This window comes from Mycobacterium sp. M23085 (genome assembly GCF_045343915.1).
GTDB lineage: Bacteria > Actinomycetota > Actinomycetes > Mycobacteriales > Mycobacteriaceae > Mycobacterium.
This window is the reverse complement of record NZ_CP174280.1, coordinates 4,095,190-4,120,236: the sequence shown is the minus strand read 5'-3', so window position 1 is coordinate 4,120,236 and position 25,047 is coordinate 4,095,190. Positions and strand designations below refer to the sequence as shown.

Sequence of the window (25,047 nt, the reverse complement as noted above, 5' to 3'; positions counted from 1 at the left end):
CCGCGTGAATCTACAGCTGCCACCAGGGGTGGGATTCCGCCAATTTCGCCGGGTCGATGCGCTGACCGGGCTGCGGCACCGCCACGCTCACCCGCTCGGGCGCGGCCGCGGCGAGCAGTCGCTCAACCGGTTCGGCCCACGGGTGCGGGGCCAACCGGAAAGTACCCCAATGGATCGGCACCAGCAGTCCACCGTCGGTGACGTCCAGGTGCGCCCGCACCGCCTCCTCGGGATTCATGTGCACGTCGGGCCACGCCGTGTTGTAGGCCCCGATGGGTAGCAGGGTCACATCGAACGGCCCGTGATCGGCGCCGATCTGCTCGAAGCTCTTGGTGTAGCCGGTGTCGCCGCCGAAGTACGCGCGATGCGTCGGGCCGACGAACGCCCACGACGCCCACAGCGTGGTATTGCGGTCCAGGAAGCGACCCGAGAAGTGCCGGGCCGGCACGCACACCACGGTGAGCTCGTCGACCTTGGCGCTCTGATGCCAGTCGAGCTCGACGATGCGGTGCTCGGGTATCCCCCACCTGCGCAGGTGGGCCCCGATGCCGAGCGGAACGAAGAATGGGGCCCGCTGAGTGCGGGCCAGCGCCCTGACCGTGTCGATGTCGAGGTGGTCGTAATGGTCATGGCTGATCACCACCGCGTCCACGGCCGGCAGGGCCTCGAGTTGGATCGGCGGCGGATGCAGCCGCTGCGGGCCGACGACGTCCGACGGCGAACACCGGTCACTCCACACCGGATCGGTGAGCACCCGGTAACCGTCGATCTCCAGCAGCGCCGTGGAATGGCCGAACCAGCTGACGGCCAGCCGGCTCGGGTCGGCGTCGAGAATCCCGGGCGACGCGAGCGGGATCGGCCCCTTCGGCCGGCTTCCGCCGCGGTTCCCGATCAGCTCCCATGCGATGAGTTGCAACTGCTCGCGGTCCATCTTGATTTCGGACGCGGGCTCGAGGTTGACGAAGACGCCGTCGCGGTAGTGCGGCGACCCGGCCGCCACCGCCGCGATCGAGGCGGGGTGCGCGCCGAGCGCGTCCGGGGCGCCGTGCAACGCCCGCACCAGCCAACCTCCGGCCGCCAGCGACGCCGTACCGGCGACCAACCGTAGCGTCCCCCGCATGTGTGTCAGGCCCCCTGGAACTTCGGTGGCCGCTTCTCGATCCTGGCGACCTGGGCTTCGATGACGTCCTGGCTGCTCCAGGCTTTGTCGAAGAGTTCCTTGTGCACGGGGTCGGCCTCTTCGATGGCCCCGTCGTCGTTGAGCACCCGCTTGGCGTGCTGGATCGCCAGGGGTGCCAGCCCGGCGATCTCGGCCGCCCAGGCCTGCGCGTCGGCGAGCGTCCCGATGCGGTTGGCCATTCCGGTTTGCAGCGCCACGTCGGCGCTCAGCTTCTCCGCCGCGAGCAGCATCGCCCGGGCCCGGCCGTGGCCGACCAGCGAGGACAGTCGCCGGATGCTCCAGTTGTCAAGGGCCAGGCCATATTTCGAGGTCGGGAACTGGAAGAACGCCTCGGGTGCGACGACCCGCAGATCGCACTGCATGGCCAGCTGCAGGCCGGCACCGATGGCCGGACCATTGATGGCGCCGATCACCGGGATCAACGTGGCATCGAGCACTTTGTGCAGCTCGATGAGACGGTCGGGGTAGTCGGCGGCGAAGGCGTCACCGCTGAGGTCGGCGCCGGCGCAGAACACCGTGCCCTGACCCGTCAGAACGATCGCGCGGGTGGAGCCGTCGCCCGCCTTCAGCACGGCCTCGCGCAGCTCCTCGACCAGCTGGGAGTTCAACGCGTTGCGGCGCTCGGGACGCTGCAACTCGATGGTCATAACGGCTTCGTCCTGGGTAACACCGATCATGGCAGCCACCCTATATAGCCTCGTCTCGTGGGTCGTATCACGGCTGGTCAACTACGCGATGCGGTGCTGGACGAAAATTCCTTCCGCCGCTGGGACAGCGAGCCGCTCACCGTGCCGGTCAGCTCGTCCTACGCCCAAGAACTGGCCGACGCCCGGGCCGCGACGGGTCTGGACGAAGCGGTGCTGACCGGCGAGGGGCGCGTCTTCGGGCGGCGGGTCGCGGTGGTGGTCTGCGAGTTCGGCTTCCTGGGCGGGTCGATCGGGGTCGCCGCGGCCGAGCGGATCACCGCCGCGGTGCAGCGCGCGACGGCCGAGGGATTGCCGCTGCTGGCCTCGCCGAGCTCGGGCGGCACCCGCATGCAAGAGGGCACGGTCGCGTTTCTGCAGATGGTGAAGATCGCCGCGGCCGTCCGGCTGCACAAACAGGCGCACCTGCCCTACCTGGTCTATCTGCGCAACCCGACCACCGGCGGGGTGTTCGCGTCGTGGGGTTCGTTGGGCCATGTGACGGTCGCCGAGCCGGGCGCGTTGATCGGCTTCCTCGGCCCCCGGGTGTACCAGCTCCTCTACGGCGAACCCTTTCCCGAGGGCGTGCAGACCGCGGAAAACCTACACCGGCACGGCGTGATCGACGGCGTCGTCCGGCTCGATGAGCTGCGCCGGCTGCTGGACCGCGCCATGACCGTCCTCGCCGATGCGCCCGGGCCGCTGCCCGCGCCGCTGCCCCGCGAACCGACGCCGGACGTCGCGGCGTGGGACTCGGTGGTGGCCTCGCGACGGCCCGACCGGCCCGGGGTGGGGCTGTTGCTGCGGCACGGCGCCACGGATCGGGTGCTGCTATCCGGGACCGGCCAGGGAGAGGCCGCGACCACGCTGTTGGCGCTGGCCCGATTCGCCGGCCAGCCCGTGGTGGTGCTGGGCCAGCAACGGCTGACGGGTGGTTTGGTGGGGCCCGCCTCGCTGCGCGAGGCGCGGCGCGGCATGGCGCTGGCCGCCGAGCTGCGGCTGCCGCTGGTACTGGTGATCGACACGGCCGGGCCGGCACTGTCGGCCGAAGCCGAACAAGGTGGGCTGGCCGGGCAGATCGCGCAGTGCCTGGCCGAGCTGGTGACGCTGGATACCCCGACGGTGTCGGTGCTGCTGGGCCAGGGCAGCGGCGGCCCGGCGCTGGCGATGGTGCCCGCGGATCGGGTGCTGGCGGCGTTGCACGGCTGGCTGGCTCCGCTGCCGCCGGAGGGCGCCAGCGCGATCGTCTTCCGCGACACCGATCACGCCCCGGAACTTGCTGCGGCGCAAGGCATCCGATCGGTCGATCTGCTGAAGTCCGGAATTGTCGACGTGATCGTGCCCGAGCACCCGGATGCCGCCGACGAGCCGGTCGAGTTCGCGCAGCGCTTGTCGCGCGCGATCGCCGCCGAGGTGCACGCGCTGCGTGAGCTCCCCGCCGGCGAGCGGCTGGCCGCCCGGTTGCGGCGCTACCGCAACATCGGGTTGCCCTGAGACCGGTCCGCGGCGAGGCCACGGTCGGTGGCGGGCGACAGGCCGCCGGGCAATACAGCGGTGTCGCCTCCCACAGCCATAGTCGACAGTCAGGCAAAATGGGCGGCATGGACACTGGAGCTAGCTCGCCGCGGGTCTTGGTCGTCGACGACGATTCAGATGTACTCGCGTCGCTCGAACGCGGTCTGCGGCTGTCCGGGTTCGAAGTGTCGACGGCGGTCGACGGCGCCGAGGCGTTGCGCAGCGCCACCGAGACGCGCCCGGATGCGATCGTGCTCGACATCAACATGCCCGTGCTGGACGGCGTCAGCGTCGTCACGGCGCTGCGCGCCATGGACAACGACGTCCCGGTCTGCGTGCTGTCCGCCCGCAGCTCGGTCGACGATCGGGTGGCCGGCCTGGAGGCCGGCGCCGACGACTACCTGGTCAAGCCCTTCGTGCTGGCCGAGCTGGTCGCGCGGGTCAAGGCGCTGCTGCGTCGCCGCGGCGCCACCGCCACCTCCTCCTCGGAAACCATCACGGTGGGCCCGCTGGAGGTCGACATCCCCGGCCGGCGTGCCCGGGTCAACGGCGTCGACGTCGACCTGACCAAGCGGGAATTCGACCTGCTCGCGGTGCTGGCCGAGCACAAGACGGCGGTGTTGTCCCGCGCGCAACTGCTCGAGCTGGTGTGGGGTTACGACTTCGCCGCCGACACCAACGTCGTCGACGTGTTCATCGGATACCTGCGCCGCAAGTTGGAGGCGAACGGTGGCCCCCGGCTGCTGCACACCGTGCGCGGAGTGGGATTCGTACTGCGCATGCAGTAAGCAGGTCGACCGGCCATGAACTTCCTGTCCCGGAGCCTGACCCGTACGCCGTCGCTACGGGCCAGGGTCGCCGTCGCGACGGCCATCGGCACCGCGATCGTGGTGGTCATCGCCGGAGCGGTCGTGTGGTTCGGCATCACCAGCGCCTGGAAGGAACGCCTGGATCGCCGCCTGGACGAGGCGGCGGGTTTCGCCATCCCCTTCCTGCCGCGGGGACTCGACGACATCCCGCGGACCCCCAACGATCAGGACACCGTCATCACGGTCCGGCGCGATGGCCAGGTCAAGTCCAACTCGGACGTCACGCTGCCGCCGCTGGATGTGGGCTACGCCGACACTTACATCAACGGGGTGCGCTATCGGGTGCGGACCCTGGAGGTCCGCACACCGCAGCCGGCGATGGTGGCGGTGGGTGCGACCTATGACGATACGATCGCCCAGACCAACAACCTGCATCGCCGGGTGATCCTGATCTGCGCGCTTTCGATCGGCGCGGCGGCCGTGTTCGCTTGGCTCCTGGCGGCTTTCGCGGTGCGACCGTTCAAAAGGCTGGCCCAGCAAGCCCGCTCGATCGACGCCGATGAAAGGCCGCAGGTGGCGGTGCGCGGCGCCAGCGAGGCCGTCGAGATCGCCGAAGCCATGCGGGGAATGCTGCAGCGCATCTGGACCGAGCAAGACCGGACCAAGGACGCGCTCGCGTCGGCCCGCGATTTCGCCGCCGTGTCCTCGCACGAACTGCGCACCCCGCTGACCGCGATGCGCACCAACCTCGAAGTGCTGGCCACCCTGGACATGCCCGACGAACAGCGCAAAGAGGTGCTGAGCGACGTGATCCGCACCCAGTCGCGGATCGAGGGCACGTTGACCGCCCTCGAACGGTTGGCCCAGGGCGAACTGTCGACGGCCGACGATCACGTGCCCGTCGACATCACCGAGCTGCTCGACCGCGCCGCCCACGACGCCGCCCGAATCTATCCCGGGGTCGACGTCTCGCTGGTGCCGTCGCCCACCTGCATCATCGTCGGGATGCCGGCCGGGCTGCGCCTGACCGTCGACAATGCGATCGCCAATGCCGTCAAACACGGCGGCGCCACCAAGGTCCAGCTGTCGGCGGTCAGCTCGCGCGCCGGCGTGGAGATCGCCATCGACGACAACGGCCGCGGCGTGCCCGAGGATGAGCGCGAGGTGGTGTTCGACCGGTTCTCCCGCGGATCGACGGCCTCCCATTCCGGGTCGGGCCTGGGGCTGGCCCTGGTTGCCCAGCAGGCTCAGCTGCACGGCGGGACGGCGGGACTGGAGAACAGCCCACTGGGTGGGGCGCGGCTGGTGCTGCGACTCCCGGCTCCCAGCTAGCGCTCTATGGCCGCCGGGGGCTGTCCCGCCAGGGCGTGAAACCGGCTTGTTGCGCGGACTTCTCGTCGGTGAACCAGAGCTGGGCGGTGGTCGAGTCATAGGTGGCGTCGTCGGGCGTGAAGTACACCCTGCCGTCGGCACGGGCTTTGACCAGGTATCCGGCCGGGCCGCCGCCGTCGGGGTCCGCGTCGGCGGAGCCGGGACCATACGGCGCACGCGGTGACACCGGCATCTTGGTGGTCGGCGACTCTTTGGCGACCGGGATTTTGGTGGTGCGCCGTTCGGTGACCGGGATCCTCGTGGTGCGCTTCTCGGTGACCGGGATCGTGGTCGTGGCGGGTTCGGGGGTCGCCGGCTTGTTCGGCGACTTCTTTACCGGCGCTTGGCTTTTGGCGGATCCGATGGTCAGGGTCAGCGTCAGCACCAATCCCAGGCCGAAGGACAAGCCGAACAGCCACCAGTGCACGTGGTTCATCGCCCCGGTCCCTTTCCCGGGCGATTGAGCAGTGCGGCAATCCCCCAGGCGACGGCCGAACCCGCGACGAAAGCGAGGAGATACCACAACCATTGGATGACGAAGTCCACCGAATCTTCCTAACTGACCACGATTTCGACGCGGCGATTCTGGGCGCGACCGTCGTCCGTGCCGTTGGGGGCGACCGGGTTGGCCGAGCCGAACCCGTTGGTGCTCAGGCGGTCACCGGGCACGCCGTGGGCCTGCAGGAACTGCGCGACGGCTTGCGCGCGTTCCTCGCTCAGCGGAACGTTCAGGCTGGTGTTTCCGGTGTTGTCGGCGTAGCCGTTGATGGCCGCGTGCGCGTTCGGACAGGCCTTGAGTTTGTCGGCGACGCGCGTCAGGAGCTGCTCATCGGAGGCGGTCAGGTTGCCGATGTTCGTGTCGAAGGTGAGTGCACCATCGGTCAGCGTGTTGATCGCCGACTGCAGGTTGTCACACGGCGCGGCGGCGGTGGGCGACGGCGACGCCGTTGGTGCGCTAACGGCAAGATTGTCAACGACATTCAGGTGGGACCAGATGCGCTTGACGTCGGCGTCGATGCTGTTCTTCTGATCCGGCGAGGCCGCGGTCCCCGCCAGCGTGATGGTGTCGCCCGCGACCGTGAACGCGAAATCGGCGATCGACGCGCTGTCGGCGAATACGGGCTTGGCCTTGCCGAAATCGAGTGCGTCTACGGCGGGATTGACGCCGATCTGGTCAACGATGTCGACGCCGGCGGGCAGTGCGCCCTTGAGCACCTTCAGCAACGCGCCCTTGGCGGACTCGTCGGGAAACTCGCCGGACAGGGTGACGCTGTTGCCGTTGCGCACCATCGCAAACGCCGCCAACGAAAGCTTCGGCGCACCAGCGCCGGTCGACGATGCCGACGACCCGCGACCGGACGGGGAGCGTGCCGACATTTCATAGCCGATCGCGGCGATCAGCAGCGGGATGATCACCATGGCGATCAGCCAGGGCACACCGAGCCGTTTGATGCTCACGACGGCCCTCCCTCACCCGCCCGCCCGCGTGGTCCGCTTGCCCGGCGATATGCAGCCTACCGATTCACTTCTCCCGAGTCGGGCACACTGGAGCGATGGCCAACGGCAGAAAACCGACCGACAACGACACTCTGGCAGTCATCCGTGACCTGGTCGCCGAGGAGAAAGCGCTGCGGGCCCAACTGCAGCGCGGCGACATCGACACGTCGGAAGAGCAGGCGCGCCTCCGGCGGGTGGAGATCGAACTCGACCAGTGCTGGGACCTGCTGCGGCAGCGCCGGGCGCTACGCGAGACCGGCGGCGACCCGCGAGAAGCGGAGGTGCGCCCGCCCGACGAGGTCGAGGGCTACCTGAGCTGAGCGATCACGCGACCGAAGTCGACGCCGTCGTCATCGGGGGCGGCCACAACGGCCTCGTCGCGGCCGCCTATCTGGCCCGTGCCGGACTACGAGTGCGCCTGCTGGAACGGCTGGACCACACCGGCGGCGCCGCCGTCTCGGCGCAGGCCTTCGACGGAGTCGGCGTTCGGGTGTCTCGCTACTCCTATCTGGTCAGCCTGCTGCCCGCCCGCATCGTCGAGGAGCTGGGAGCCGACGTGCGGTTGGCCCGGCGGCCGTATTCGTCGTACACACCCGACCCCGCGACCGGTGGGCGCAGCGGATTGCTGATCGGGTCGCCCAACGACACCTTCGCCGCCATCGGGGCGGCCGGGGATGAGCAGGGGTTCGCCGAGTTCTACCAACGCTGCCGGCTGGTGACCGAACGACTCTGGCCGACGATGCTCGAACCGCTGCGCACCCGCGACGGCGCCCGCCGGCACGTGGTGGACGGTGGCGACCGTCGCGCGGCGGCCGCATGGCGCGCCGTCATCGAGGAACCGATCGGCCACGCCATCGCCGACGCGGTGCGCAACGACGTGGTGCGCGGGGTGATCGCGACCGACGCGCTGATCGGCACGTTCGCCCGACTCGACGACCTATCGCTGACGCAGAACGTCTGCTTCCTGTATCACGTGCTCGGCGGCGGCAGCGGAGACTGGGACGTCCCGATCGGCGGCATGGGCGCGGTGACCACGGCCCTGGCGGCGGCTGCCGTCCGCCACGGCGCCGAAATCATCACCGGCGCAGAGGTTTACGCTGTCGAACCCACCGGCGAAGTGCGCTATCGCAGCGGCGACGAAGACCACCTCATCCGGGCCCGGTTCGTCCTGGCCGGGATCACACCGACGGCCCTGGCCGGGCTGCTCGGCGAGCGACCCGCGGCCTCGGCCCAGGGCGCGCAGGTCAAGGTCAACATGGTGTTGCGGCAGCTGCCCCGGCTGCGCGACCAGAACCTCAGTCCCGAGCACGCGTTCGCCGGGACCTTCCACGTCAACGAAACCTGGACCCAGCTGGACGCGGCGTATTCGCGGGCAGCGGCCGGGCAGATCCCGAATCCGCTGCCCTGCGAGGCCTATTGCCACTCGCTGGCCGACCCGAGCATCCTGTCGCCCGGCCTACGCGATGCGGGCGCCCACACGATGACGGTGTTCGGTTTGCACACCCCGCACTCGCTGTTCGACGGCAACTACTCGGGCGCCCTGCGCGACCGACTGGCCGACGCCGTACTGGCGTCGATGAATTCGGTTCTGGCCGAACCGATTCAAGACTTACTGATGAGCGACGCGCACGGCCGGCCCTGCATCGAGACGACGACCACGCTGGACTTGCACCGCACCCTGGCGATGACCGCGGGCAACATCTTCCACGGCGGGTTGTCGTGGCCGTTCGCCGAAGACGACGACCCGCTGGACACCCCGGCGCGGCAGTGGGGCGTGGCCACCGCGCACGAACGGATCATGCTGTGCGGCTCCGGCGCTCGCCGCGGCGGGGCGGTGTCGGGCATCGGCGGGCACAACGCCGCGATGGCGGTGCTGGCGTCGCTCGACTAGCGGATGGTTGCCGCCCCCGGGCGGATCCGGTTACTTGCGTGCGTCGATGGTGACGTAGTCGCGCTCGGTGTAGCCGGTGTAGATCTGGCGCGGGCGGCCGATCTTGCTGTCGCCCTCGTCGTGCATCTCACGCCAGTGCGCGATCCACCCGGGCAGCCGCCCCAGCGCGAACAGGACGGTGAACATCCGGGTCGGGAAACCCAGCGCCCGATAGATAAGGCCGGTGTAGAAGTCGACGTTCGGGTAGAGCTTGCGCTCGATGAAGTAGTCGTCGGTGAGCGCGGCCTCTTCGAGTTGCTTGGCGATGTCCAGCAGGTCGTCGTCGCCGCCGAGCTTGGCCAGGATCTTGTCGGCCTGCTCCTTGACGATGCGGGCGCGCGGGTCGTAGTTCTTGTACACGCGGTGACCGAAGCCCATCAACTTCACGCCGGCTTCGCGGTTCTTGACCTTGCGCACGAATTCGCTGACGTCGTCGTCGCTTTGGCGGATCTTCTCGAGCATCTCGAGCACCGCCTGGTTGGCGCCGCCGTGCAGCGGGCCCCACAGCGCGTTGATGCCGCCGGAGATGGAGGTGAACAGGTTGGCCTGCGAGGACCCCACCAGCCGGACCGTGGACGTCGAACAGTTCTGTTCGTGGTCGGCGTGCAGGATGAGCAGCATGTCCAGCGCCCGAACGATTTCGGGGTCCGCCTCGTAGGGCTCCGCGGGCAGCCCGAACGTCATCCGCAGGAAGTTCTCCACCAGCGACAGCGAGTTGTCCGGGTAGAGGAAGGGCTGGCCGACCGACTTCTTGTAGGCGTAGGCCGCGATGGTCGGCAGCTTGGCCAGCAACCGGATCGTCGACAGCTCGACGTCCTCGGTGTCCATCGGATCGAGCGAATCGGGGTAGTAGGCCGACAGCGCGTTGACGGCGCTGGACAGCACCGGCATCGGGTGGGCGTTGCGTGGGAAGCCGTCGAAGAATCGCTTCAGATCCTCGTGCAGCATGGTGTGCAGCTGGATCCGCTTGGTAAAGTCGGCCAGCTGCTCCTTGCTGGGCAGTTCGCCGTAGATCAACAGGTAGCTCACCTCGATGAAAGTCGACTTCTCGGCGAGCTGCTCGATCGGGATGCCGCGATAGCGCAGGATGCCGGCGTCGCCGTCGATGTAGGTGATGGAGCTCTTGCACGCCGCGGTGTTGACGAAGCCGTTGTCGAACGTGGTGTAGCCGGTCTTGGACAACAGCGAGCCCAGCGCAATGCCGTCAGCGCCCTCGGTGGCGTGGACGATCTCCAGGTCGGTCTCGCCGCCCGGGTACTTCAAAGTGGCGGTGTCGTCGGTGTCTGCCACGAGAACCCCTTTGCGCTCTGGCTGATAAGGCTGCTGACTTGGTACTTACTGCAAAAGGTAGTCGTTATGAAGATGGGGCGCCTGCCCGGGGTCGAGTCCGCTGGTCACGCCAGCAATCGATCCCGTCACGCCGCCGTGCGACGTGCAGCATCAGCGGTCAGGGCTGCAGGCGCTCCACCCGATCTCCGGTTATGCGGATGCGGTTGTGCAAGCGGTTTTCCCGGCCCTGCCAGAACTCGACGAGTTCGGCGGCAATGAGATAGCCGCCCCAACCCGGGGGGACCGGAACCTGCTCGCGGTCGGCGAAGCGGGCGGTTACCTCGTCGAGCTGGTCGAGCAGGGCCGCTCGTGACGCGATCGGTTGCGATTGGTGCGACGCCCAGGCGCCGAGCTGCGAACCGCGTGGCCGCTTAGACCAGTAGTCCTGGGTTGCCTGTGCGGTGACTTTGCGCACCGGCCCTCGAACGTGCACCTGACGGCCGAGCTGGTACCAGGGAAACGTCGCCGACGCGTACGGCGTCGCCGCCAGATCGTCGGCCTTAGCCGAGTCATAGTTGGTGAAGAAAGTGATCCCGGTCTCGTCCACGCTCTTGCACAGCACCGATCGGCTCGCCGGCCTGCCGTCGGCGGTGACCGTGGCCAGCACGAAGGCGTTGGGTTCGGCCACACCCAAGCGCTCGGCGTCATCGATCCATCTGCGCAGCAACGAAACCCAGCCGTCGCGCAGCCAATCCGCGTCGAGATCTGGACTGCCGTCTTTTTCCACTGACCCGTACTCCACACGCATTCTTTGCAGGTGCTCTTGATCTGGTCCTGCCATCGCGTCAACGCTACCGGCGCTTGCTACCGGCCGGTAGCATCAACCCGATCCTGGGGTGCGAGAATCTCGGCATGACTGTGGTACCCGAAGACTTTGTCCCCGGCCTCGAGGGCGTGGTCGCCTTCACCACCGAAATTGCCGAACCGGATAAAGACGGCGGTGCGCTGCGCTATCGCGGTGTCGACATCGAAGACCTGGTGACTCAGCAGGTCACGTTCGGCGACGTGTGGGCGCTGCTGGTCGACGGCAAGTTCGGCCGTGGGCTGCCGCCCGCCGAACCGTTCCCGCTGCCCATCCACACCGGCGACGTCCGCGTCGACGTGCAGGCGGGCCTGGCGATGCTGGCCCCGATCTGGGGCTACAAGCCGCTGCTGGACACCGAGGACAGCGTCGCGCGCGACCAGCTGGCCCGGGCATCGGTGATGGCGCTGTCCTACGTCGCGCAGTCCGCTCGCGGCATCTATCAGCCCGCGGTCCCGCAACGGATCATCGACGAGTGCGACACGGTCACCGCCCGTTTCATGACGCGCTGGCAGGGCGAGCCGGACCCGCGGCACGTCGAAGCGATTGACGCCTACTGGGTCTCGGCCGCCGAGCACGGCATGAACGCCTCGACGTTCACCGCCCGGGTGATCGCATCGACCGGCGCAGACGTGGCGGCGGCGTTGTCCGGGGCGATCGGGGCGATGAGCGGCCCGCTGCACGGCGGGGCGCCGGCCCGGGTGCTGCCGATGATCGAAGAGGTCGAGCGCACCGGCGACGCGCGTGGTCTGGTGAAGAAGATTCTGGACAGCGGCGACAAACTGATGGGCTTCGGCCACCGGGTCTACCGCGCGGAGGACCCGCGGGCCCGGGTGCTGCGCGCCACCGCCGAGCGGCTGGGCGCGCCGCGCCACGAGGTCGCCGTCGCACTGGAGCAGGCCGCCCTGGCCGAGCTGCGCGAGCGCCGTCCGGACCGGGCGATCGAGACCAACGTCGAGTTCTGGGCCGCGGTGATACTGGACTTCGCGCGAGTACCGGCCACCATGATGCCGGCGATGTTCACCTGCGGCCGCACCGCCGGATGGTGCGCACACAGCCTCGAGCAGAAGCGGCTGGGCAAGCTGGTCCGGCCGTCGGCCATCTACGTGGGCCCCGGCCCGCGCAGCCCGGAATCCGTCGAGGGCTGGGACCGCAGTCTCACCAACGCCTGAGCCGCTCCGGTTGTCGGTACCCGGCGATTCAATGGTTGCCGTCGCGATGAGTTTTCGTCGCTGACGCAGTCATAAGTCGTGGACCTGCCCACGCTGGGCAGGAGAGGGAATCGACAGCAAGGAGAACCAGCATGGCGATCAACATCCAACCCGCACTGTCCCCGCACCTGGTGGTCGACGATGCCGCAGCGGCGATCGACTTCTACGTCAAAGCTTTTGGGGCCCAGGAGATCGGGCGGGTGCCGCGTCCCGACGGCAAACTGGTGCACGCCGCGGTGCGCATCAACGGCTTCACGGTGATGCTCAACGACGACTTCCCGGAGGTGTGTGGCGGCAAGTCGATGACGCCGACGTCGCTGGGCGGCACCCCCGTCACGATCCACCTGACGGTCCCCGACGTCGACGCCAGCTTCCAGCGGGCGCTGGATGCCGGCGCCACCGTGGTGACTCCCCTCGACGACCAGTTCTGGGGCGACCGCTATGGCATGGTCGCCGACCCGTTCGGCCATCACTGGTCGCTAGGGCAGCCGGTCCGCGAGGTCAGCATGGAAGAGATCTCGGCGGCGATGTCCGGCCAGGGCGCCGGTTAGTGGCGGTCGCGAGCGCGGCGAAGCCGGGCGCTGCGGGTCGCCACCATTGGCCCTAGCCAAGCAGCCGATCCAGCAGCCGGCGTCGTTGCGGCGGTGCCGGCTGCGCGGCGGCAGCGGCCGCGAGCATGGCCGATACGTCGGTGAACTTGTTGCGGGGCCGGCCGTCATCGCTGCCGCGCGCTATCTCGGCCGCGTCGATCGCGCGCCACCCGGCCGCGTCGATCGCGTCGGGCTGACGATCGCGCACCAGGCCGGCCAGCGCCTCGGGTTTGGCCACCGGATCGGTCAGCTTGCCGGCATTGAAATCGGCGACCAGGGACTGCACGGTCTCGAACGAGCAGGACTTGTTGGTGCCGATGAATCCGCTGGGCCCCCGTTTGATCCAGCCCGCCACATACGCGCCCGGCACCGGTTCACCGGAGGCAGGGTCGACGACGCGACCCCCGTCGTTCGGCACGACGGCCGACGATTCGTCAAAGGGCAGATCGCGAATAGGCTTGCCGCGGTAGCCAATCGACGTCAGCACCAGGCCCGTTTCCAGCAGGCGTGTCTCGTCGGTCCGGGTGACCGAGAACTCGATGCCGGTGGCGCGTTGGTCCCCCAGCACCCGGTTCGGGGTGAGCCGATACGCCAGCCTGATCCTGGGACGGTCCGACGGTGTCGAATCGTCGGCGAGCGTGCTCAAGATCTCCAGCTTGCGCCTGGTCAACGGGTCCGAAGCGGTCGTGAGGTCGGCTGCCGCCAGCTGATGGTCCGCCGCGCTGAGCACAACTTCGGAGCTGCCGGTGAGCCCGATCAGCTCGGGCAGCGTGAACGCCGAGTGGGCGGGGCCACGCCGGGCGGCGACCACCACCTCGCGCACTGCCGAGCCTCGGAAGGCGGCCAGCGCGTGATCGGCGATGTCGGTGCGGGCCAGATCGTCGGGATCCGCGGTGAGCAGCCGGGCGACATCCAGGGCGACGTTGCCGTTGCCCACGATCACCACCCGCTCGTGGCTGAGATCCACTGGCAGATCAGCGAAGTCGGGGTGCCCATTGATCCATGCGACCAATTCGGTCGCTGTTCCCGTGCCCGGCAAGCCCATGCCCTCGATGTCCAGCCGACGGTCGTCGGGTGCACCGACGGCGTACAGCACGGCGTGGTGGTGAGCCAGCAGCTCGGCGTGGCTGAGCTGCTTGCCGACCTCGACATTGAGATAGAACCGGAACCGGCGATCACCGGCGACCTTGTCGAAAAGCCGGGTGACCCGCTTGGTGTTCTGGTGATCGGGCGCCACTCCCGCCCGCACCAAACCGTATGGAGTTGGCAGCTTCTCGAAGACATTGACGCAGACACCCTGCTGAGTCAGCAGTTCGTCGGCGGCATACATCGCCGCGGGTCCCGATCCGACGATGGCCACCGTTAGCGGCCTGCGGCGGGCGTGCACCTCGGCGGCCGGGATCACCGGTGCCAGCTTCGACGTCGGCGGCAGCTTCTGGTCCTTCGGCCTGTCCGGGTAGAACGACGCGTTGATCTCGATGAACGGCAGCTGCTTGGAATCCAGCCGAGTGTCGGGCGCGATCGCGCCCACGGGGCAGGCGCTCACGCAGGCACCACAGTCCACGCACGCCACCGGATCGATGTAGAGCATCTCGGAGGTGGCAAAGCCGGGCTCATCGGGTGTGGGGTGAATGCAGTTCACCGGGCATGCGAAAACACAGGACCCGTCGTTACAGCACGACTGGGTAATAACGTGCGGCATAAACGAACTCGCAGTGGCTAGGCGGCCGGGACGGCGGCCAGGTGCTGGCGCTGCGGCTCGCTGCGGTAACGCGACGGCTTGCCGTTGATCTTGCACAGCCGCCACATCAACCGCGCCGACCGCGTTTCCATCAGGCCGGTGTCGTACGCCAGCATCCGCACGTCACCAAACATGTCGCTGAGCCACTTCCGCGATTCCGGCGACCGGAAGAAGAGTTCTTTCTTGACGTCACGCGGGATGTCGAATTCGCGCCAGAACGCCTTGGGCGGCACCACGATCGCGCGACACAGCACCTTCATGGTCAGCGGCAGGTACAGCGCGGTCCAGAACCGCTGCCGTTTGGTCAATTCCGGCACCCGCTTGCGCAGGAACTCGTGGGCGAACGAGATGTGCCGGGCTTCCTCGGCCACGTGGATCGCCATCACCCGTTCCATGATGGGGTGCAGCGACTTACCTTCGCGCAGAACGTTTTTCTGCGTGTGGTCAATGGGCTCCTCGCCGGCCAGGACGCCGATGAAGAACGCCACCGGCAGCGGGCCGGCCACCAGCGGAACCAGCGGTGAAAGCCACTTGAGCACCCGCGGCATGCCCGGCACGTCGGCGCCGATGCGGTTGACCATCTCCTGGAACATCATGGTGTGGTTGCACTCTTCAACCGACTCGTGCAGGCAATACCGGTATTCCGGCGATCCATTGGGCACCCAGAACGTGTAGTTCATCAGGCCCCGGATCAGGATGGATTCGAAGTGCAGACCCACCTTGGCCACGTTGGCCTGGCGCCACATCCCGATCTTGATCTTGCGCTCGTCGGACTGGGCCAGATACCAGGGATGACGGCCCAGCGGGTCGGTCGTCGGCAAAATCCACCGCGGATCGTTTTCCGTGACAGCGAATTCTGGCGAATCCCAGTCGATGTCGGTGTACGGATTGAAGTTACGCCGCACCGACCCCTCGGACAGTGTGGCAAGCATGTTGACGTATTCGGCGTCGTCGCGCACTTCCATGTTGCTTCGCCAACGCCGGACTAATCGCGTCCTAGCCATATCCAGGCCTCCCCAACGAGGTTTACATTTGGACGTGCTATGTCCAGACAGTACCGCAGGTACCGGATATTTTCCAGACCCCTGCCGGGCACTGTGACCTGACCGGCGGTCATCGGATTTTTATGCCCCAGATCACACACGGCCAAACGCCGGGACGTTCCGAGCAGGCCTTTTGCCCCAGCGACGGCGGCCCGTGAGCGGGCCGCCGCACCGACCCTTCAGGTCGGCTCACTACCCTGATGAGCATGGCTGACCAGCTCGAGATCCCCGCTGACATCAAACCCCGCGACGGCCGCTTCGGGTGTGGCCCGTCGAAGGTCCGGCCCGAGCAACTCCAGGCGCTGACCACGACCGCCGCCCCGTTGTTCGGCACCTCGCACCGGCAGGCGCCGGTGAAGAATCTGGTGGGCCGGCTGCGGTCCGGCCTCGCCGATCTGTTCAACGTGCCCGAGGGTTACGAGGTCATTTTGGGCAACGGCGGCGCCACCGCGTTCTGGGATGCCGCGGCCTTCGGCCTGATCGACAAGCGATCGTTGCACCTGTCGTTCGGCGAGTTCAGCTCCAAGTTCGCCTCGGCGGTCGCCAAGAACCCCTTCGTCGGTGATCCCGTCGTCATCAAGGCGGACGCCGGCAGCGCACCCGAGCCGCAGAGCGACCCCTCGGTGGACGTGATCGCCTGGGCGCACAACGAGACGTCCACCGGCGTGGCGGTGCCCATCAGCCGGCCGGCCGATTCCGGCGATGCGCTGATCGTCATCGACGCGACCTCCGGCGCCGGCGGGCTGCCGGTCGACATCGCCGCGACGGATGCCTACTACTTCTCCCCGCAGAAGAATTTCGCCAGCGACGGCGGCCTGTGGCTGGCCTTCATGAGCCCGGCCGCGCTGGCCCGGGTCGAATCCGTCGCCGCCTCCGGCCGCTGGGTGCCCGACTTCTTGTCGCTGCCCATCGCGGTGGAGAACAGCCTGAAAGACCAGACCTACAACACCCCGGCGATCGGCACCCTGGCGCTGATGGCCGAGCAGGTCGACTGGCTGCTGGGCAACGGCGGGCTGGACTGGGCCGTCAAACGAACCGCTGACTCGTCGGGCCGGCTGTACGCCTGGGCCGAGGAGCGGCCCTACACCACGCCGTTCGTCACCGACCCGAAGCTGCGCTCACAGGTGGTGGGCACCATCGACTTCGCCGACGACGTCGATGCCGCGGCCGTGGCGAAGATCCTGCGGGCGAACGGCGTCGTCGACACCGAGCCGTACCGCAAACTCGGCCGCAACCAGCTACGGGTGGGAATGTTCCCGGCGGTGGATCCAGATGACGTCAGCGCACTCACCCAATGCATCGACTGGGTCGTCGAGCGCTTGTAACCGACTGGCAATCAGCGCGCAACCGCACAGCGTGTCAGCACACGTGACGGGCGGTTGCTGGACTAAAGTGCGCACGTGACGGGTCCGTCGCTGACCTGCACGGAGCCTGCGAGGAGATAACCATGCGGGAACTCAAAGTGGTTGGGCTGGACGCCGACAGCAAACATGTCATCTGCGAAGGTGGCGATCCCGCGGAGCAGTTCAAGCTGCCGGCCGACGACCGCCTGCGAGCCCTGCTGCGCGACGCAGCCCTGTCCTCAGAGCAACCGCAGCTCGAGATTGAAGTCACCAACATGCTGAGCCCCAAAGAAATTCAGGCGAAGATCCGGGCGGGCGCCTCAGTCGAGCAGGTCGCCGCGGCGTCCGGCTCGGAGGTGTCACGGATCCGTCGCTTTGCTCACCCGGTGCTATTGGAACGGTTCCGCGCCGCGGAGCTGGCAACCGCCGCCCATCCGATGCTGGCCGATGGCCCCGCCGTGCTGACCCTCTTGGAGACGGTCAGCGCCGCGCTGGTGACCCGGGGCCTCAGCCATGACAAGCTCAGCTGGGACGCCTGGCGCAACGAAGACAACCGCTGGACGGTGCAACTCGCGTGGAAGGTCGGCCGTTCGGACAACCTCGCGCATTTCTGCTTCTCACCGGGGGCCCACGGCGGAACGGTCACCGCGATCGATGACGCGGCCAGCGCGCTGATCGACCCGAATTTCGAACGTCCGCTGCGGCCGGTGGCCAGGGTCGCTCATGTCGACTTCGAAGAGCCCGCGAAGCCGCCCGCCGCGGAAGCACCGCCGGTCGCCGAGCCGGACGAAAAGCCCGTGCACACCCGCCGCGGCAAGCCGGTCATCCCCGCGTGGGAAGACGTGTTGCTGGGGGTCCGCTCGGGCGGCCAGCGCTAGTTCCCCGATAGTGGCGGCTCCGCCGCGCTCGCGATCACCACTAACCCGATGGTGGCGACCCGCAGCGCCCGGCTCCGCCGCGCTCGCGATCACCACTAACCCGATGGTGGCGACCCGCAGCGCCCGGCTCCGCCGCGCTCGCGATCACCACTAACCCCGGCCCGCGGCCGTCAACGCGAGTAACACCGTCCACGCCGCCACCACGCCCACTCCGGCGCCGAGCACGAACCAGCGCAGCACCGGGGTCCGCCGCCACCCCCACAAGGTCGGCGCCAGTCCCCCGGCCGCCACGACATTGAGCGCGACGGCCAGCAGCGCGTTGACCCGAACCAGTCCCAGACTGAGCACCACGATCGCGGCCGCGGTGACCGCCGCAACGAATGCGGTCACCGTCAGACCAGTCGCCCAGGGAACGGGCTCCTCTCGCATCAGCCGGAGCTTAGTCTGACTGTCCATCGCCACCTCTCGCCGTCGAGCGGGCCCGCTCGTAGAACGCCAGCGCCGCCGCCGTCGCGACGTTGAGCGAGTCGGTGCCCCGCGACATCGGGATGCGCACCCGCACGTCGCTCAACCGCAGGGCGGCCGGGGTCAGCCCCGGCCCCTCGGCACCCACCAACACCGCGACGCGTTCGTCGCGCACGGCCGCCATCGCGTCCGGTAACGCGCACGCAGTCCCTTGCGGAGTCATCGCCAGAATCCGAAACCTGTTGTCCTGCAACGTTTGAAACTCGGCCGGCCAACACGTTGCGCGCGCGTACGGCACCAGCAGTGCGTGACCCATCGACACCCGGACCGCGCGGCGATACAGCGGATCGGCACAGCCGCTGCCGAAGACCACCGCGTCGACACCCAGGCCCGCCGCATTGCGGAAGATCGAACCCAGATTCTCGTGGTCGTTGACCCCCTCGAGCACCGCGACGGTGCGGGCCCGGGCGATCACCTCGTCGACGCTGGGTTCGGGCACCCGCCGGGCAGCGGCCAGCACGCCACGGTTGAGGTGGAAGCCGACCACTTGGGCCATGACGTCGGCGGAGGTTCGGTAGAACGGCACGGCACTGCCGGTCAGGTCGGCCTCCAACTCGGCAAGCCGGCGATCGGTGCCCAGCAGGGCATGCGGAGCGAAGCGTGACGCGAGCATGCGTTGCACCACCAGCACGCCCTCGGCGATCACCAGGCCCTTGCCCGACGGCAGATCGGGACGACGGTCGACGCTGTTCAGATCGCGGAAATCGTCGAGCCTCGGATCGTCGGGATCATCAACGTCCTGGACATTCAGGGCTTCGGTCCGCCGGCTCACGGGCCTTCGTCGACCAGCGCCAGCATCAGATCGGCAGCGTGGCGCAGGGTGTCGCGTTGTTCGCTGTCCAGCGTCGCCAGCCGTTTGGCCAGCCACTCCTGGCGGGCTCGCCGGTTGGCCTTGACCAGCTCGGCGCCGGACTCGGAGACCGAGACGAGCACCTGCCGTCCATCGACCGGGTGCGGCGTGCGGTCCACCAGGCCCATCTCGGCCAGCGACGCGATCACCCGGGTCATCGACGGCGGCCGGACCCGTTCTCGAATCGCCAGGGCACCGGGTGTCATCGGGCCTTCATTGGTGAGCATGGCCAGCGCCGACAGCTGGGACAACGACACCGGCGACGACGGGTTGCGAAAACGCAGTTGGCGGGCCAGCCGCATAACAGCCAGTGACAGGTCGCTGGCGAGCCGCGCATCGCTGTCAGGCATGGCGCGAGGTTACACGGAAGCCTGAGAGCCCGGGACACGAACCGGTTAACGACGTGGTGTCGATCCCTTTCGCTAAGCTCCGGGTCTTTCATCGATGCGCTTGTCTGCCGGTGCGTCCCGCTTTGCTCCGACGATCACCCGCTGTCGGTAGCTGGTTGTGCCGCGGTGGGCACCGGCGACGGGCTATGTTGATCGCGATGCCCGCCGAACCCGGTCACGACCGCACCGCACCGCCGCTGCCGTCCGCGCTGCTGCACGTGTGGCCGTTCATCGCGCTCGGTGCGTTGGGTTGGCTGATCGCGGTGGCCGCCGCTTTCCTGGTACCCGCCCTGCAGGGCTGGCGCCCGGTGGCGCTGGCCGGTCTGGGCGTCGGGGTCCTCGGCACCAGCATCTTCTTGCTGCAGCTCGCCGGGGCCCGTCGCGGCGCACGCGGTGCTCAGGTCGGGCTGGAGAATTATCTCGACCACAAGTGATTCGTAGACCTGGAGGAGCGATGGTAGCCCCGCTGTTGCAAGCGCACGTCGACATCAACGCGCCGGTGGCCACTGTGTGGGGATTGATTTCCGACCTGCGGCGAATGCCGCAGTGGAGTCCGCAGTGTCGGTGGATGAAGCCCTTCGGCCCCGTGCGTCAGGGCACCCGGACGCTCAACCTCAACCGCCGCAAGCGGATGTTCTGGCCGACCACGTGCACGGTCGTCGAGATCGTCCCGGACCGCAAGCTCGCGTTCCGGGTCGACACCAACAACACCATCTGGAGTTACGAACTCGAGCCCGACGGCGAAGGCACCCGGCTGATCGAAAGCCGGCACGCCGAAAACGGCGTCACCGCATTCTCGAACCTGTCGGTGAATGCACTCTTCGGCGGGACCGCCAACTTCGAGAAGGAATTGCTCGACGGCATGAACGCCTCGCTGGCACGCATCAAGGCCGCCGCCGAAACAGGCTAGTCGGGCGTCTCGGCCTGCGGCTGCTGTGCTGACTCCGGCGGCTCGGTGACGGCTTCGGCTTCGACTTCCGCCGTCTCGGTGACGGCTTCGGCTTCGACTTCCGCCGTCTCGGTGACGGCTTCGGCTTCGACTTCCGCCGTCTCGGTGACGGCTTCGGCTTCAACTTCCGCCGTCTCAATCGGTGCGTCGGGCTGGGGCTCCGCGGCCTCGCTCTCCGGCTGCACTTCTGGGGCCTCCGAGGACTCCGACGGCGGCGCGGACGGCTCGACCGGCGCTTGAGTGACGTCCAGCAGCCCATCGTCGTACGGCTGGTAAGCGGGCGAGCCGGTGCCCGCCGGGGCCGGAGTGTCCGAGTGCGCACCGCAGCCGTACAGCTTGTCGACGATGTGCCCGTCGGCCGACAATTCGTTGCCGCACACCCCGAACAGCGCGCCCAGGGATCCCGACAGCGGCAGGAAGAAGCCGCAGTCGCGGCACACCCGCTTGGTGGACCGCGCCATCGAGGAGTCGGGGCCGTAGTCGCCGGTGCGCCAACGTTCGGCCGCCTCCGCGCGGCCCTCGGCGCTCATCACCCAACGCCGGCCCAGCCCGATTTCCGCGGCGGTCTCGTCGACCTCGGGGTCCCCGCTGGCGGTGTAGCCGGGAACCAGCCGTGGATCGTCGGCGGCGGGCGCCAGCAGGTCACCGGGGCTGAGGTCCCCGGGCCGGACCCGTTGCTCCCACGGCACCCATTCGGGGGCCAGCAATGCCGTCGGCCCCGGCACGAGCACCACCTCGCTGATGGTGGCGTGCTCGGCGCCGGGATAGGCGGCCACGACGACCGCCCATTGCCATCCCTGGTAACCGGGCAGATGCGCCAGGAACCGGTGAGTGGCGGTGTTCGGGTCTTCGTAGCCGACGCCCAGATAGTCGCCGACCATCTCCGGCCCGCTGAACTCCACGACCGCGGCCCTGGCCTGGTCTGCCGCGCCCACGAGCACCGTCGTCAGCCCCTCGGGCCAGTCGGCCACGGTTGCCGGGGCGTAGTCCACGGTGGGCTCCTGGATTGGTCGGGTCACGCTGTCTTCTTTCTGCATTGCGTTTCCAATACTAGGTTGACGAGCCACGCCCCGTTACCTGCAGACGCATCGAGTCGACATAGGGGAGAATCGGGACGTGTCTGGACGGCGGCAAAACGATCCGGGTCGGATGGCCTCTCAGCCGGGCCGCCGGCCCCGCAATGCTGCTGCCGCACAACATCCGGGTGCGGCGAACTACCCCGCCGGCGGGGCCGCCGACCGGCGCGGCCGTCGCCCATCGATGCCGAGCGCCAACCGCTACCTACCCCCGCTGGGCCACCAGCCGGAGCCGGAGCCCCATAGTGGCGCGGCCCCTCGGGGACCGGCCGCCGGCGAGCGGATCACCGTCACCCGCGCGGCGGCGCTGCGCAGCCGGGAGATGGGTTCGCGGATGTACTGGATGGTGCAGCGCGCCGCCACGGCCGACGGCGCGGACAAGTCCGGCCTGACCGCGCTGACGTGGCCAGTGGTGGCCAACTCCGCGGTGGACGCCGCGATGGCCGTCGCGCTGGCCAACACGTTGTTCTTCGCCGCGGCCACCGGCGAGAGCAAGGGCCGGGTCGCGCTGTACCTGTTGATCACCATCGCGCCGTTCGCGGTGATCGCGCCGCTGATCGGTCCGGCGCTGGATCGGCTGCAGCACGGCCGCCGCGCCGCCCTGGCCGCCTCGTTCGCCTTGCGCACCGCGCTGGCGGTGCTGCTGGTGATGAACTACGACGGCGCCAGCGGCAGTTTCCCGTCCTGGGTGCTCTATCCGTGCGCGCTGGCGATGATGGTGTTCTCCAAGTCGTTCAGCGTGCTGCGCAGCGCGGTGACACCGCGGGTGATGCCGCCGACGATCGACCTGGTGCGGGTGAACGCCCGGCTGACGATGTTCGGTCTGCTGGGCGGCACCATCGTCGGCGGTGCGATCGCCGGTGGCGTCGAGTTCGTGTGCACCCACCTGTTCAAGCTGCCCGGCGCGCTGTTGGTGGTGATCGCGGTGACGATCGCCGGCGCCATGCTGTCCATGCGGATACCGCGCTGGGTCGAGGTGACCGCCGGTGAGGTTCCCGCCACCCTGAGCTATCGCCAGGACAGCGAACCGCTGCGACGCAGCTGGCACAAGGAGGTCAGCGGGGCGCTTCGACAGCCGCTGGGCCGCAACATCATCACCTCGCTGTGGGGTAACTGCACCATCAAGGTCATGGTCGGCTTCCTGTTCCTGTATCCCGCGTTCGTCGCCAAGGCCCATCAGGCCAACGGCTGGGCCCAGATCGCCATGCTCGGCATGATCGGCGCCGCGGCCGGGATCGGCAACTTCGTCGGCAACTTCACCAGCGCACGCCTGAAGCTGGGCCGGCCCGCCGCGTTGGTGGTGCGCTGCACGGTGGCGGTGAGCGCCGTCGCACTGGCCGCCTCGGTGGCCGGCAACCTGATGCTGGCCGTGATCGCCACCCTGGTCACGTCGGGCGCCAGCGCCATCGCGAAGGCGTCTTTGGACGCGTCGCTGCAAAACGACCTGCCGGAGGAATCCCGCGCATCGGGGTTCGGCCGCTCGGAGTCGACACTGCAGTTGGCCTGGGTCCTCGGCGGCGCGGTGGGGGTGTTGGTGTACACCGAGTTGTGGGTCGGTTTTACCGCGGTCACTGCGCTGCTCATCCTGGGCCTGGCGCAGACCCTGGTCAGCTTCCGCGGCAACTCACTGATTCCCGGCCTGGGAGGAAATAGGCCAATCATGGTCGAGCAGGAAGGCAAGCGCCGCGGAGTCGGTGCCGCGGCGGTGGTTGCCGAGTGAAACCCGGAAGCAAGCGGGGCGTGGCCGTGCTGCTCGCCTGCGTGGTGGCTGTGCTGTGTATCGGCGCCGGCGTCGGCACCTGGCTGCTGGTGGGCCGCTCCGGACCGCAGCACCCCGAAATCAGCGCGTATTCGCACGGCCACCTCACCCGGGTGGGGCCCTACCTGTACTGCAATGTGCTCAACCTCGAGGACTGCGAGACGCCGCACAACCAGGGCGAGCTGAAGGTCAGTGAGCGTTATCCGATTCAGCTCTCGGTGCCCGATGCCATTTACCGGGCACCCTGGCGGCTGTTGCAGGTTTACGACGACCCCACCAACACCACCGGCACTATCTTCCGGCCGGGCACCCGGTTCGCCGTGACGATCCCCTCGGTCGACCCGCACCGCGGGCGCTTGGCCGGAATCGTCGTGCAGCTGCTGACGTTGGCGGTGGATCCTGCGGGCGAACTCCGCGACGTGCCGCACGCGGAATGGTCGGTGCGGCTGGTGTACTAGCCCCCGCGCTGCGCCCAGCGTCGACTTGTTGCGTCCAAACGTCCAGAATTCGCGCAATAACTCGACGTTCGCCGCCAAAAACTAGGCTCCGTGGCCGGCGGGCACGCGTTCGCCTTCGACCGGCGGACCGGGAGGTGTCCCCGTCCCGAAGGGCTTGCCCCCCAGGCTTTCTCGTCCGTGCGGGGATAGCCAATTGGCCAGGTCCGGCCCCTTGGGCACGATCCGGGTGGGGTTGATGTCGGCGTGCACGATGTAGTAGTGCTGCTTGATCTGGACGAAGTCGACGGTGTCACCGAACCCCGGTGTTTGGAACAGATCGCGCGCGTAGGCCCACAGCACCGGCATTTCGCTCAATTTGCTGCGATTGCATTTGAAATGCCCGTGGTACACCGGGTCGAAGCGGGCCAGGGTGGTGAACAACCGCACGTCGGCCTCGGTGATGGTGTCACCCACCAGAAATCGCTGCGCGCTCAGCCGTTCACTCACCCAATCCAGCGCGGTGAACAACCGGTCGTAGGCCGCTTCATAGGCTTGCTGCGAACCGGCGAACCCGCAGCGGTACACGCCGTTGTTGATCTCGGTGTAGACCCTCTCGCTCACCTCGTCGATCTCCGCGCGCAGCTGCTCGGGATACAGCTCGGGTGCCCCCTCGCGGTGATATGCCGACCACTCCGTCGACAGATCCAGCGTCATCTGCGCGAAGTCGTTGGTGACCACCGCTCCGGTTCCGACGTCGACGATCGCCGGGACCGTGATGCCTTTGGGGTAGTCGGGGAATCGCTTGAAGTAGGCGTCTTGTAGCCGCGGAATTTTCAGCACCGGGTCGACGCCACCCGGATCGAGATCGAACGTCCAACTGCGCTCGTCGTGGGTGGGGCCGCAAAAGCCAATGGAGAGAACGCTTTCCAGACCCAGCAAGCGGCGCACGATGATCGCGCGGTTCGCCCAGGGGCACGCGCGGGCGACGATCAGCCGATACCGCCCGGGCTCGACCGGATAGCCGTCACGCCCGTCGGCAGTGATCCGGGTGGTGATGTAGTCGGTGTCGCGGGTGAACTCGCCCGCCGGAGCAACATAGGAAGCCATATCCTCCATAGTTGCTCAACGACCGACTCGCTG

At 68.2% G+C, this 25,047-nt stretch carries 25 protein-coding genes and 2 pseudogenes; 13 read left to right on the top strand and 14 right to left on the bottom strand.

Annotation, left to right across the window (positions count from 1 at the left end; all coding sequences use genetic code 11):
* Window positions 1–10: 10 nt before the first annotated feature.
* Both ACIUM1_RS19480 and ACIUM1_RS19475 read right to left on the bottom strand, forming a co-directional pair.
* A complete protein-coding gene (locus ACIUM1_RS19480) occupies window positions 11–1,120 on the bottom strand; it encodes an MBL fold metallo-hydrolase (protein WP_406814233.1) in 1,110 nt (369 codons plus the stop codon).
* A gap of 5 nt (window positions 1,121–1,125) precedes the next feature.
* The gene (locus ACIUM1_RS19475) at window positions 1,126–1,857 is read right to left on the bottom strand and encodes an enoyl-CoA hydratase (RefSeq protein WP_406814232.1); all 732 of its coding nucleotides are present in this window, start codon (window positions 1,855–1,857) and stop codon (window positions 1,126–1,128) included.
* A 27-nt stretch (window positions 1,858–1,884) separates the two neighbouring features.
* Here ACIUM1_RS19475 and ACIUM1_RS19470 point away from each other — a divergent pair, with 27 nt between their 5' ends.
* The 3 genes from ACIUM1_RS19470 to ACIUM1_RS19460 all read left to right on the top strand — a co-directional run bounded on the left by ACIUM1_RS19470 (window position 1,885) and on the right by ACIUM1_RS19460 (window position 5,519).
* On the top strand, window positions 1,885–3,357 hold the full coding sequence (locus ACIUM1_RS19470) for a carboxyl transferase domain-containing protein (protein WP_406814231.1): 1,473 nt from the start codon (window positions 1,885–1,887) through the stop codon (window positions 3,355–3,357).
* A gap of 98 nt (window positions 3,358–3,455) precedes the next feature.
* The gene (prrA, locus tag ACIUM1_RS19465) at window positions 3,456–4,166 is read left to right on the top strand and encodes a two-component system response regulator PrrA (protein WP_007777113.1); all 711 of its coding nucleotides are present in this window, start codon (window positions 3,456–3,458) and stop codon (window positions 4,164–4,166) included.
* Between the two features lie 15 nt (window positions 4,167–4,181).
* The gene (locus tag ACIUM1_RS19460; protein WP_406814230.1) at window positions 4,182–5,519 is read left to right on the top strand and encodes a sensor histidine kinase; all 1,338 of its coding nucleotides are present in this window, start codon (window positions 4,182–4,184) and stop codon (window positions 5,517–5,519) included.
* Between the two features lie 4 nt (window positions 5,520–5,523).
* On the opposite strand, the gene ACIUM1_RS19455 is transcribed toward ACIUM1_RS19460, so the two are convergent.
* From ACIUM1_RS19455 to ACIUM1_RS19445, 3 genes and pseudogenes are all read right to left on the bottom strand, one after another.
* Window positions 5,524–5,994 carry a hypothetical protein gene (locus tag ACIUM1_RS19455; protein ID WP_406814229.1) on the bottom strand — a complete coding sequence of 157 codons (471 nt, stop codon included), beginning with the start codon at window positions 5,992–5,994 and terminating at the stop codon, window positions 5,524–5,526.
* 29 nt (window positions 5,995–6,023) lie between these two features.
* Window positions 6,024–6,104 (bottom strand): annotated as a pseudogene (locus ACIUM1_RS19450) (hypothetical protein); the annotation flags it as partial.
* 9 nt (window positions 6,105–6,113) lie between these two features.
* Entirely contained in the window at window positions 6,114–7,016 is a 903-nt protein-coding gene (locus ACIUM1_RS19445; protein WP_406814228.1) for an OmpA family protein, read from the bottom strand.
* 95 nt (window positions 7,017–7,111) lie between these two features.
* Here ACIUM1_RS19445 and ACIUM1_RS19440 point away from each other — a divergent pair, with 95 nt between their 5' ends.
* Window positions 7,112–7,375, top strand: coding sequence for a DUF2630 family protein (locus ACIUM1_RS19440; protein ID WP_406814227.1), 264 nt, complete (start codon window positions 7,112–7,114; stop codon window positions 7,373–7,375).
* The gene (locus ACIUM1_RS19435; RefSeq protein WP_406817757.1) at window positions 7,372–8,946 is read left to right on the top strand and encodes a phytoene desaturase family protein; all 1,575 of its coding nucleotides are present in this window, start codon (window positions 7,372–7,374) and stop codon (window positions 8,944–8,946) included. Before ACIUM1_RS19440 ends, ACIUM1_RS19435 begins: the two co-directional genes overlap by 4 nt.
* Window positions 8,947–8,976: 30 nt before the next feature.
* Here ACIUM1_RS19435 and ACIUM1_RS19430 read toward each other — a convergent pair whose 3' ends face one another.
* Window positions 8,977–10,275, bottom strand: a complete 1,299-nt coding sequence (locus ACIUM1_RS19430; RefSeq protein WP_406814226.1) for a citrate synthase — start codon at window positions 10,273–10,275, stop codon at window positions 8,977–8,979.
* 157 nt (window positions 10,276–10,432) lie between these two features.
* The gene (gene pdxH / locus ACIUM1_RS19425; RefSeq protein ID WP_406814225.1) at window positions 10,433–11,095 is read right to left on the bottom strand and encodes a pyridoxamine 5'-phosphate oxidase; all 663 of its coding nucleotides are present in this window, start codon (window positions 11,093–11,095) and stop codon (window positions 10,433–10,435) included.
* Between the two features lie 71 nt (window positions 11,096–11,166).
* Here pdxH and ACIUM1_RS19420 point away from each other — a divergent pair, with 71 nt between their 5' ends.
* Window positions 11,167–12,288, top strand: coding sequence for a citrate synthase 2 (locus tag ACIUM1_RS19420; RefSeq protein WP_406814224.1), 1,122 nt, complete (start codon window positions 11,167–11,169; stop codon window positions 12,286–12,288).
* A 131-nt stretch (window positions 12,289–12,419) separates the two neighbouring features.
* Window positions 12,420–12,878 (top strand): VOC family protein, encoded by a 459-nt coding sequence (locus ACIUM1_RS19415; protein ID WP_406814223.1) that lies wholly within the window; start codon window positions 12,420–12,422, stop codon window positions 12,876–12,878.
* Between the two features lie 52 nt (window positions 12,879–12,930).
* Here ACIUM1_RS19415 and ACIUM1_RS19410 read toward each other — a convergent pair whose 3' ends face one another.
* Window positions 12,931–14,619, bottom strand: coding sequence for an FAD-dependent oxidoreductase (locus ACIUM1_RS19410; RefSeq protein WP_406814222.1), 1,689 nt, complete (start codon window positions 14,617–14,619; stop codon window positions 12,931–12,933).
* 17 nt (window positions 14,620–14,636) lie between these two features.
* Window positions 14,637–15,662, bottom strand: coding sequence for a diiron oxygenase (locus tag ACIUM1_RS19405; RefSeq protein WP_406814221.1), 1,026 nt, complete (start codon window positions 15,660–15,662; stop codon window positions 14,637–14,639).
* A gap of 245 nt (window positions 15,663–15,907) precedes the next feature.
* Here ACIUM1_RS19405 and serC point away from each other — a divergent pair, with 245 nt between their 5' ends.
* On the top strand, window positions 15,908–17,026 hold the full coding sequence (serC, locus tag ACIUM1_RS19400; RefSeq protein ID WP_406814220.1) for a phosphoserine transaminase: 1,119 nt from the start codon (window positions 15,908–15,910) through the stop codon (window positions 17,024–17,026).
* A 122-nt stretch (window positions 17,027–17,148) separates the two neighbouring features.
* Entirely contained in the window at window positions 17,149–17,922 is a 774-nt protein-coding gene (sepH, locus tag ACIUM1_RS19395; RefSeq protein WP_406814219.1) for a septation protein SepH, read from the top strand.
* 150 nt (window positions 17,923–18,072) lie between these two features.
* Here the strand turns inward: sepH and ACIUM1_RS19390 are convergent, their stop codons facing one another.
* The 3 genes from ACIUM1_RS19390 to ACIUM1_RS19380 are packed head-to-tail and all read right to left on the bottom strand — an operon-like array spanning window position 18,073 to window position 19,647.
* Entirely contained in the window at window positions 18,073–18,351 is a 279-nt protein-coding gene (locus ACIUM1_RS19390) for a DUF2537 domain-containing protein (protein ID WP_406817756.1), read from the bottom strand.
* A gap of 10 nt (window positions 18,352–18,361) precedes the next feature.
* Complete coding sequence (locus tag ACIUM1_RS19385) at window positions 18,362–19,219, bottom strand: TrmH family RNA methyltransferase (RefSeq protein ID WP_406814218.1); 858 nt, start codon at window positions 19,217–19,219, stop codon at window positions 18,362–18,364.
* The gene (locus ACIUM1_RS19380; protein ID WP_406814217.1) at window positions 19,216–19,647 is read right to left on the bottom strand and encodes a MarR family transcriptional regulator; all 432 of its coding nucleotides are present in this window, start codon (window positions 19,645–19,647) and stop codon (window positions 19,216–19,218) included. Before ACIUM1_RS19380 ends, ACIUM1_RS19385 begins: the two co-directional genes overlap by 4 nt.
* Window positions 19,648–19,844: 197 nt before the next feature.
* On the opposite strand from ACIUM1_RS19380, the gene ACIUM1_RS19375 reads away from it, so the two are divergent.
* Window positions 19,845–20,120, top strand: a complete 276-nt coding sequence (locus ACIUM1_RS19375; protein ID WP_406814216.1) for a DUF2530 domain-containing protein — start codon at window positions 19,845–19,847, stop codon at window positions 20,118–20,120.
* Window positions 20,121–20,140: 20 nt separating this feature from the next.
* Window positions 20,141–20,596 carry an SRPBCC family protein gene (locus ACIUM1_RS19370; RefSeq protein ID WP_406814215.1) on the top strand — a complete coding sequence of 152 codons (456 nt, stop codon included), beginning with the start codon at window positions 20,141–20,143 and terminating at the stop codon, window positions 20,594–20,596.
* A gap of 263 nt (window positions 20,597–20,859) precedes the next feature.
* On the opposite strand, the pseudogene ACIUM1_RS19365 reads toward ACIUM1_RS19370, so the two are convergent.
* Window positions 20,860–21,672, bottom strand: a pseudogene (locus ACIUM1_RS19365) (DUF3027 domain-containing protein); the annotation flags it as partial.
* Window positions 21,673–21,784: 112 nt separating this feature from the next.
* Between ACIUM1_RS19365 and ACIUM1_RS19360 the strand changes: the two are divergent.
* Window positions 21,785–23,431 carry an MFS transporter gene (locus ACIUM1_RS19360; protein WP_406814214.1) on the top strand — a complete coding sequence of 549 codons (1,647 nt, stop codon included), beginning with the start codon at window positions 21,785–21,787 and terminating at the stop codon, window positions 23,429–23,431.
* Window positions 23,428–23,928 (top strand): DUF2771 domain-containing protein, encoded by a 501-nt coding sequence (locus ACIUM1_RS19355; RefSeq protein WP_406814213.1) that lies wholly within the window; start codon window positions 23,428–23,430, stop codon window positions 23,926–23,928. Before ACIUM1_RS19360 ends, ACIUM1_RS19355 begins: the two co-directional genes overlap by 4 nt.
* Window positions 23,929–24,009: 81 nt before the next feature.
* On the opposite strand, the gene ACIUM1_RS19350 is transcribed toward ACIUM1_RS19355, so the two are convergent.
* Window positions 24,010–25,014 carry a glutathione S-transferase family protein gene (locus ACIUM1_RS19350; protein ID WP_406814212.1) on the bottom strand — a complete coding sequence of 335 codons (1,005 nt, stop codon included), beginning with the start codon at window positions 25,012–25,014 and terminating at the stop codon, window positions 24,010–24,012.
* Between the last annotated feature and the right edge of the window lie 33 nt (window positions 25,015–25,047).

Bases quoted from the DNA above. Each gene is read 5' to 3' on its own strand.
- ACIUM1_RS19350 (WP_406814212.1), bottom strand. From the start codon at position 25,014: ATGGCTTCCTATGTTGCTCCGGCGGGCGAGTTCACCCGCGACACCGAC.
- ACIUM1_RS19360 (WP_406814214.1), top strand. From the start codon at position 21,785: ATGGCCTCTCAGCCGGGCCGCCGGCCCCGCAATGCTGCTGCCGCACAA.
- ACIUM1_RS19420 (WP_406814224.1), top strand. From the start codon at position 11,167: ATGACTGTGGTACCCGAAGACTTTGTCCCCGGCCTCGAGGGCGTGGTC.
- pdxH (WP_406814225.1), bottom strand. From the start codon at position 11,095: ATGGCAGGACCAGATCAAGAGCACCTGCAAAGAATGCGTGTGGAGTAC.
- prrA (WP_007777113.1), top strand. From the start codon at position 3,456: ATGGGCGGCATGGACACTGGAGCTAGCTCGCCGCGGGTCTTGGTCGTC.
- ACIUM1_RS19405 (WP_406814221.1), bottom strand. From the start codon at position 15,662: ATGGCTAGGACGCGATTAGTCCGGCGTTGGCGAAGCAACATGGAAGTG.
- ACIUM1_RS19380 (WP_406814217.1), bottom strand. From the start codon at position 19,647: ATGCCTGACAGCGATGCGCGGCTCGCCAGCGACCTGTCACTGGCTGTT.
- ACIUM1_RS19460 (WP_406814230.1), top strand. From the start codon at position 4,182: ATGAACTTCCTGTCCCGGAGCCTGACCCGTACGCCGTCGCTACGGGCC.
- serC (WP_406814220.1), top strand. From the start codon at position 15,908: ATGGCTGACCAGCTCGAGATCCCCGCTGACATCAAACCCCGCGACGGC.
- ACIUM1_RS19480 (WP_406814233.1), bottom strand. From the start codon at position 1,120: ATGCGGGGGACGCTACGGTTGGTCGCCGGTACGGCGTCGCTGGCGGCC.
- ACIUM1_RS19440 (WP_406814227.1), top strand. From the start codon at position 7,112: ATGGCCAACGGCAGAAAACCGACCGACAACGACACTCTGGCAGTCATC.
- ACIUM1_RS19455 (WP_406814229.1), bottom strand. From the start codon at position 5,994: ATGAACCACGTGCACTGGTGGCTGTTCGGCTTGTCCTTCGGCCTGGGA.
- ACIUM1_RS19475 (WP_406814232.1), bottom strand. From the start codon at position 1,857: ATGATCGGTGTTACCCAGGACGAAGCCGTTATGACCATCGAGTTGCAG.
- ACIUM1_RS19375 (WP_406814216.1), top strand. From the start codon at position 19,845: ATGCCCGCCGAACCCGGTCACGACCGCACCGCACCGCCGCTGCCGTCC.
- ACIUM1_RS19415 (WP_406814223.1), top strand. From the start codon at position 12,420: ATGGCGATCAACATCCAACCCGCACTGTCCCCGCACCTGGTGGTCGAC.
- ACIUM1_RS19410 (WP_406814222.1), bottom strand. From the start codon at position 14,619: ATGCCGCACGTTATTACCCAGTCGTGCTGTAACGACGGGTCCTGTGTT.
- ACIUM1_RS19370 (WP_406814215.1), top strand. From the start codon at position 20,141: ATGGTAGCCCCGCTGTTGCAAGCGCACGTCGACATCAACGCGCCGGTG.
- ACIUM1_RS19390 (WP_406817756.1), bottom strand. From the start codon at position 18,351: ATGCGAGAGGAGCCCGTTCCCTGGGCGACTGGTCTGACGGTGACCGCA.
- sepH (WP_406814219.1), top strand. From the start codon at position 17,149: ATGCGGGAACTCAAAGTGGTTGGGCTGGACGCCGACAGCAAACATGTC.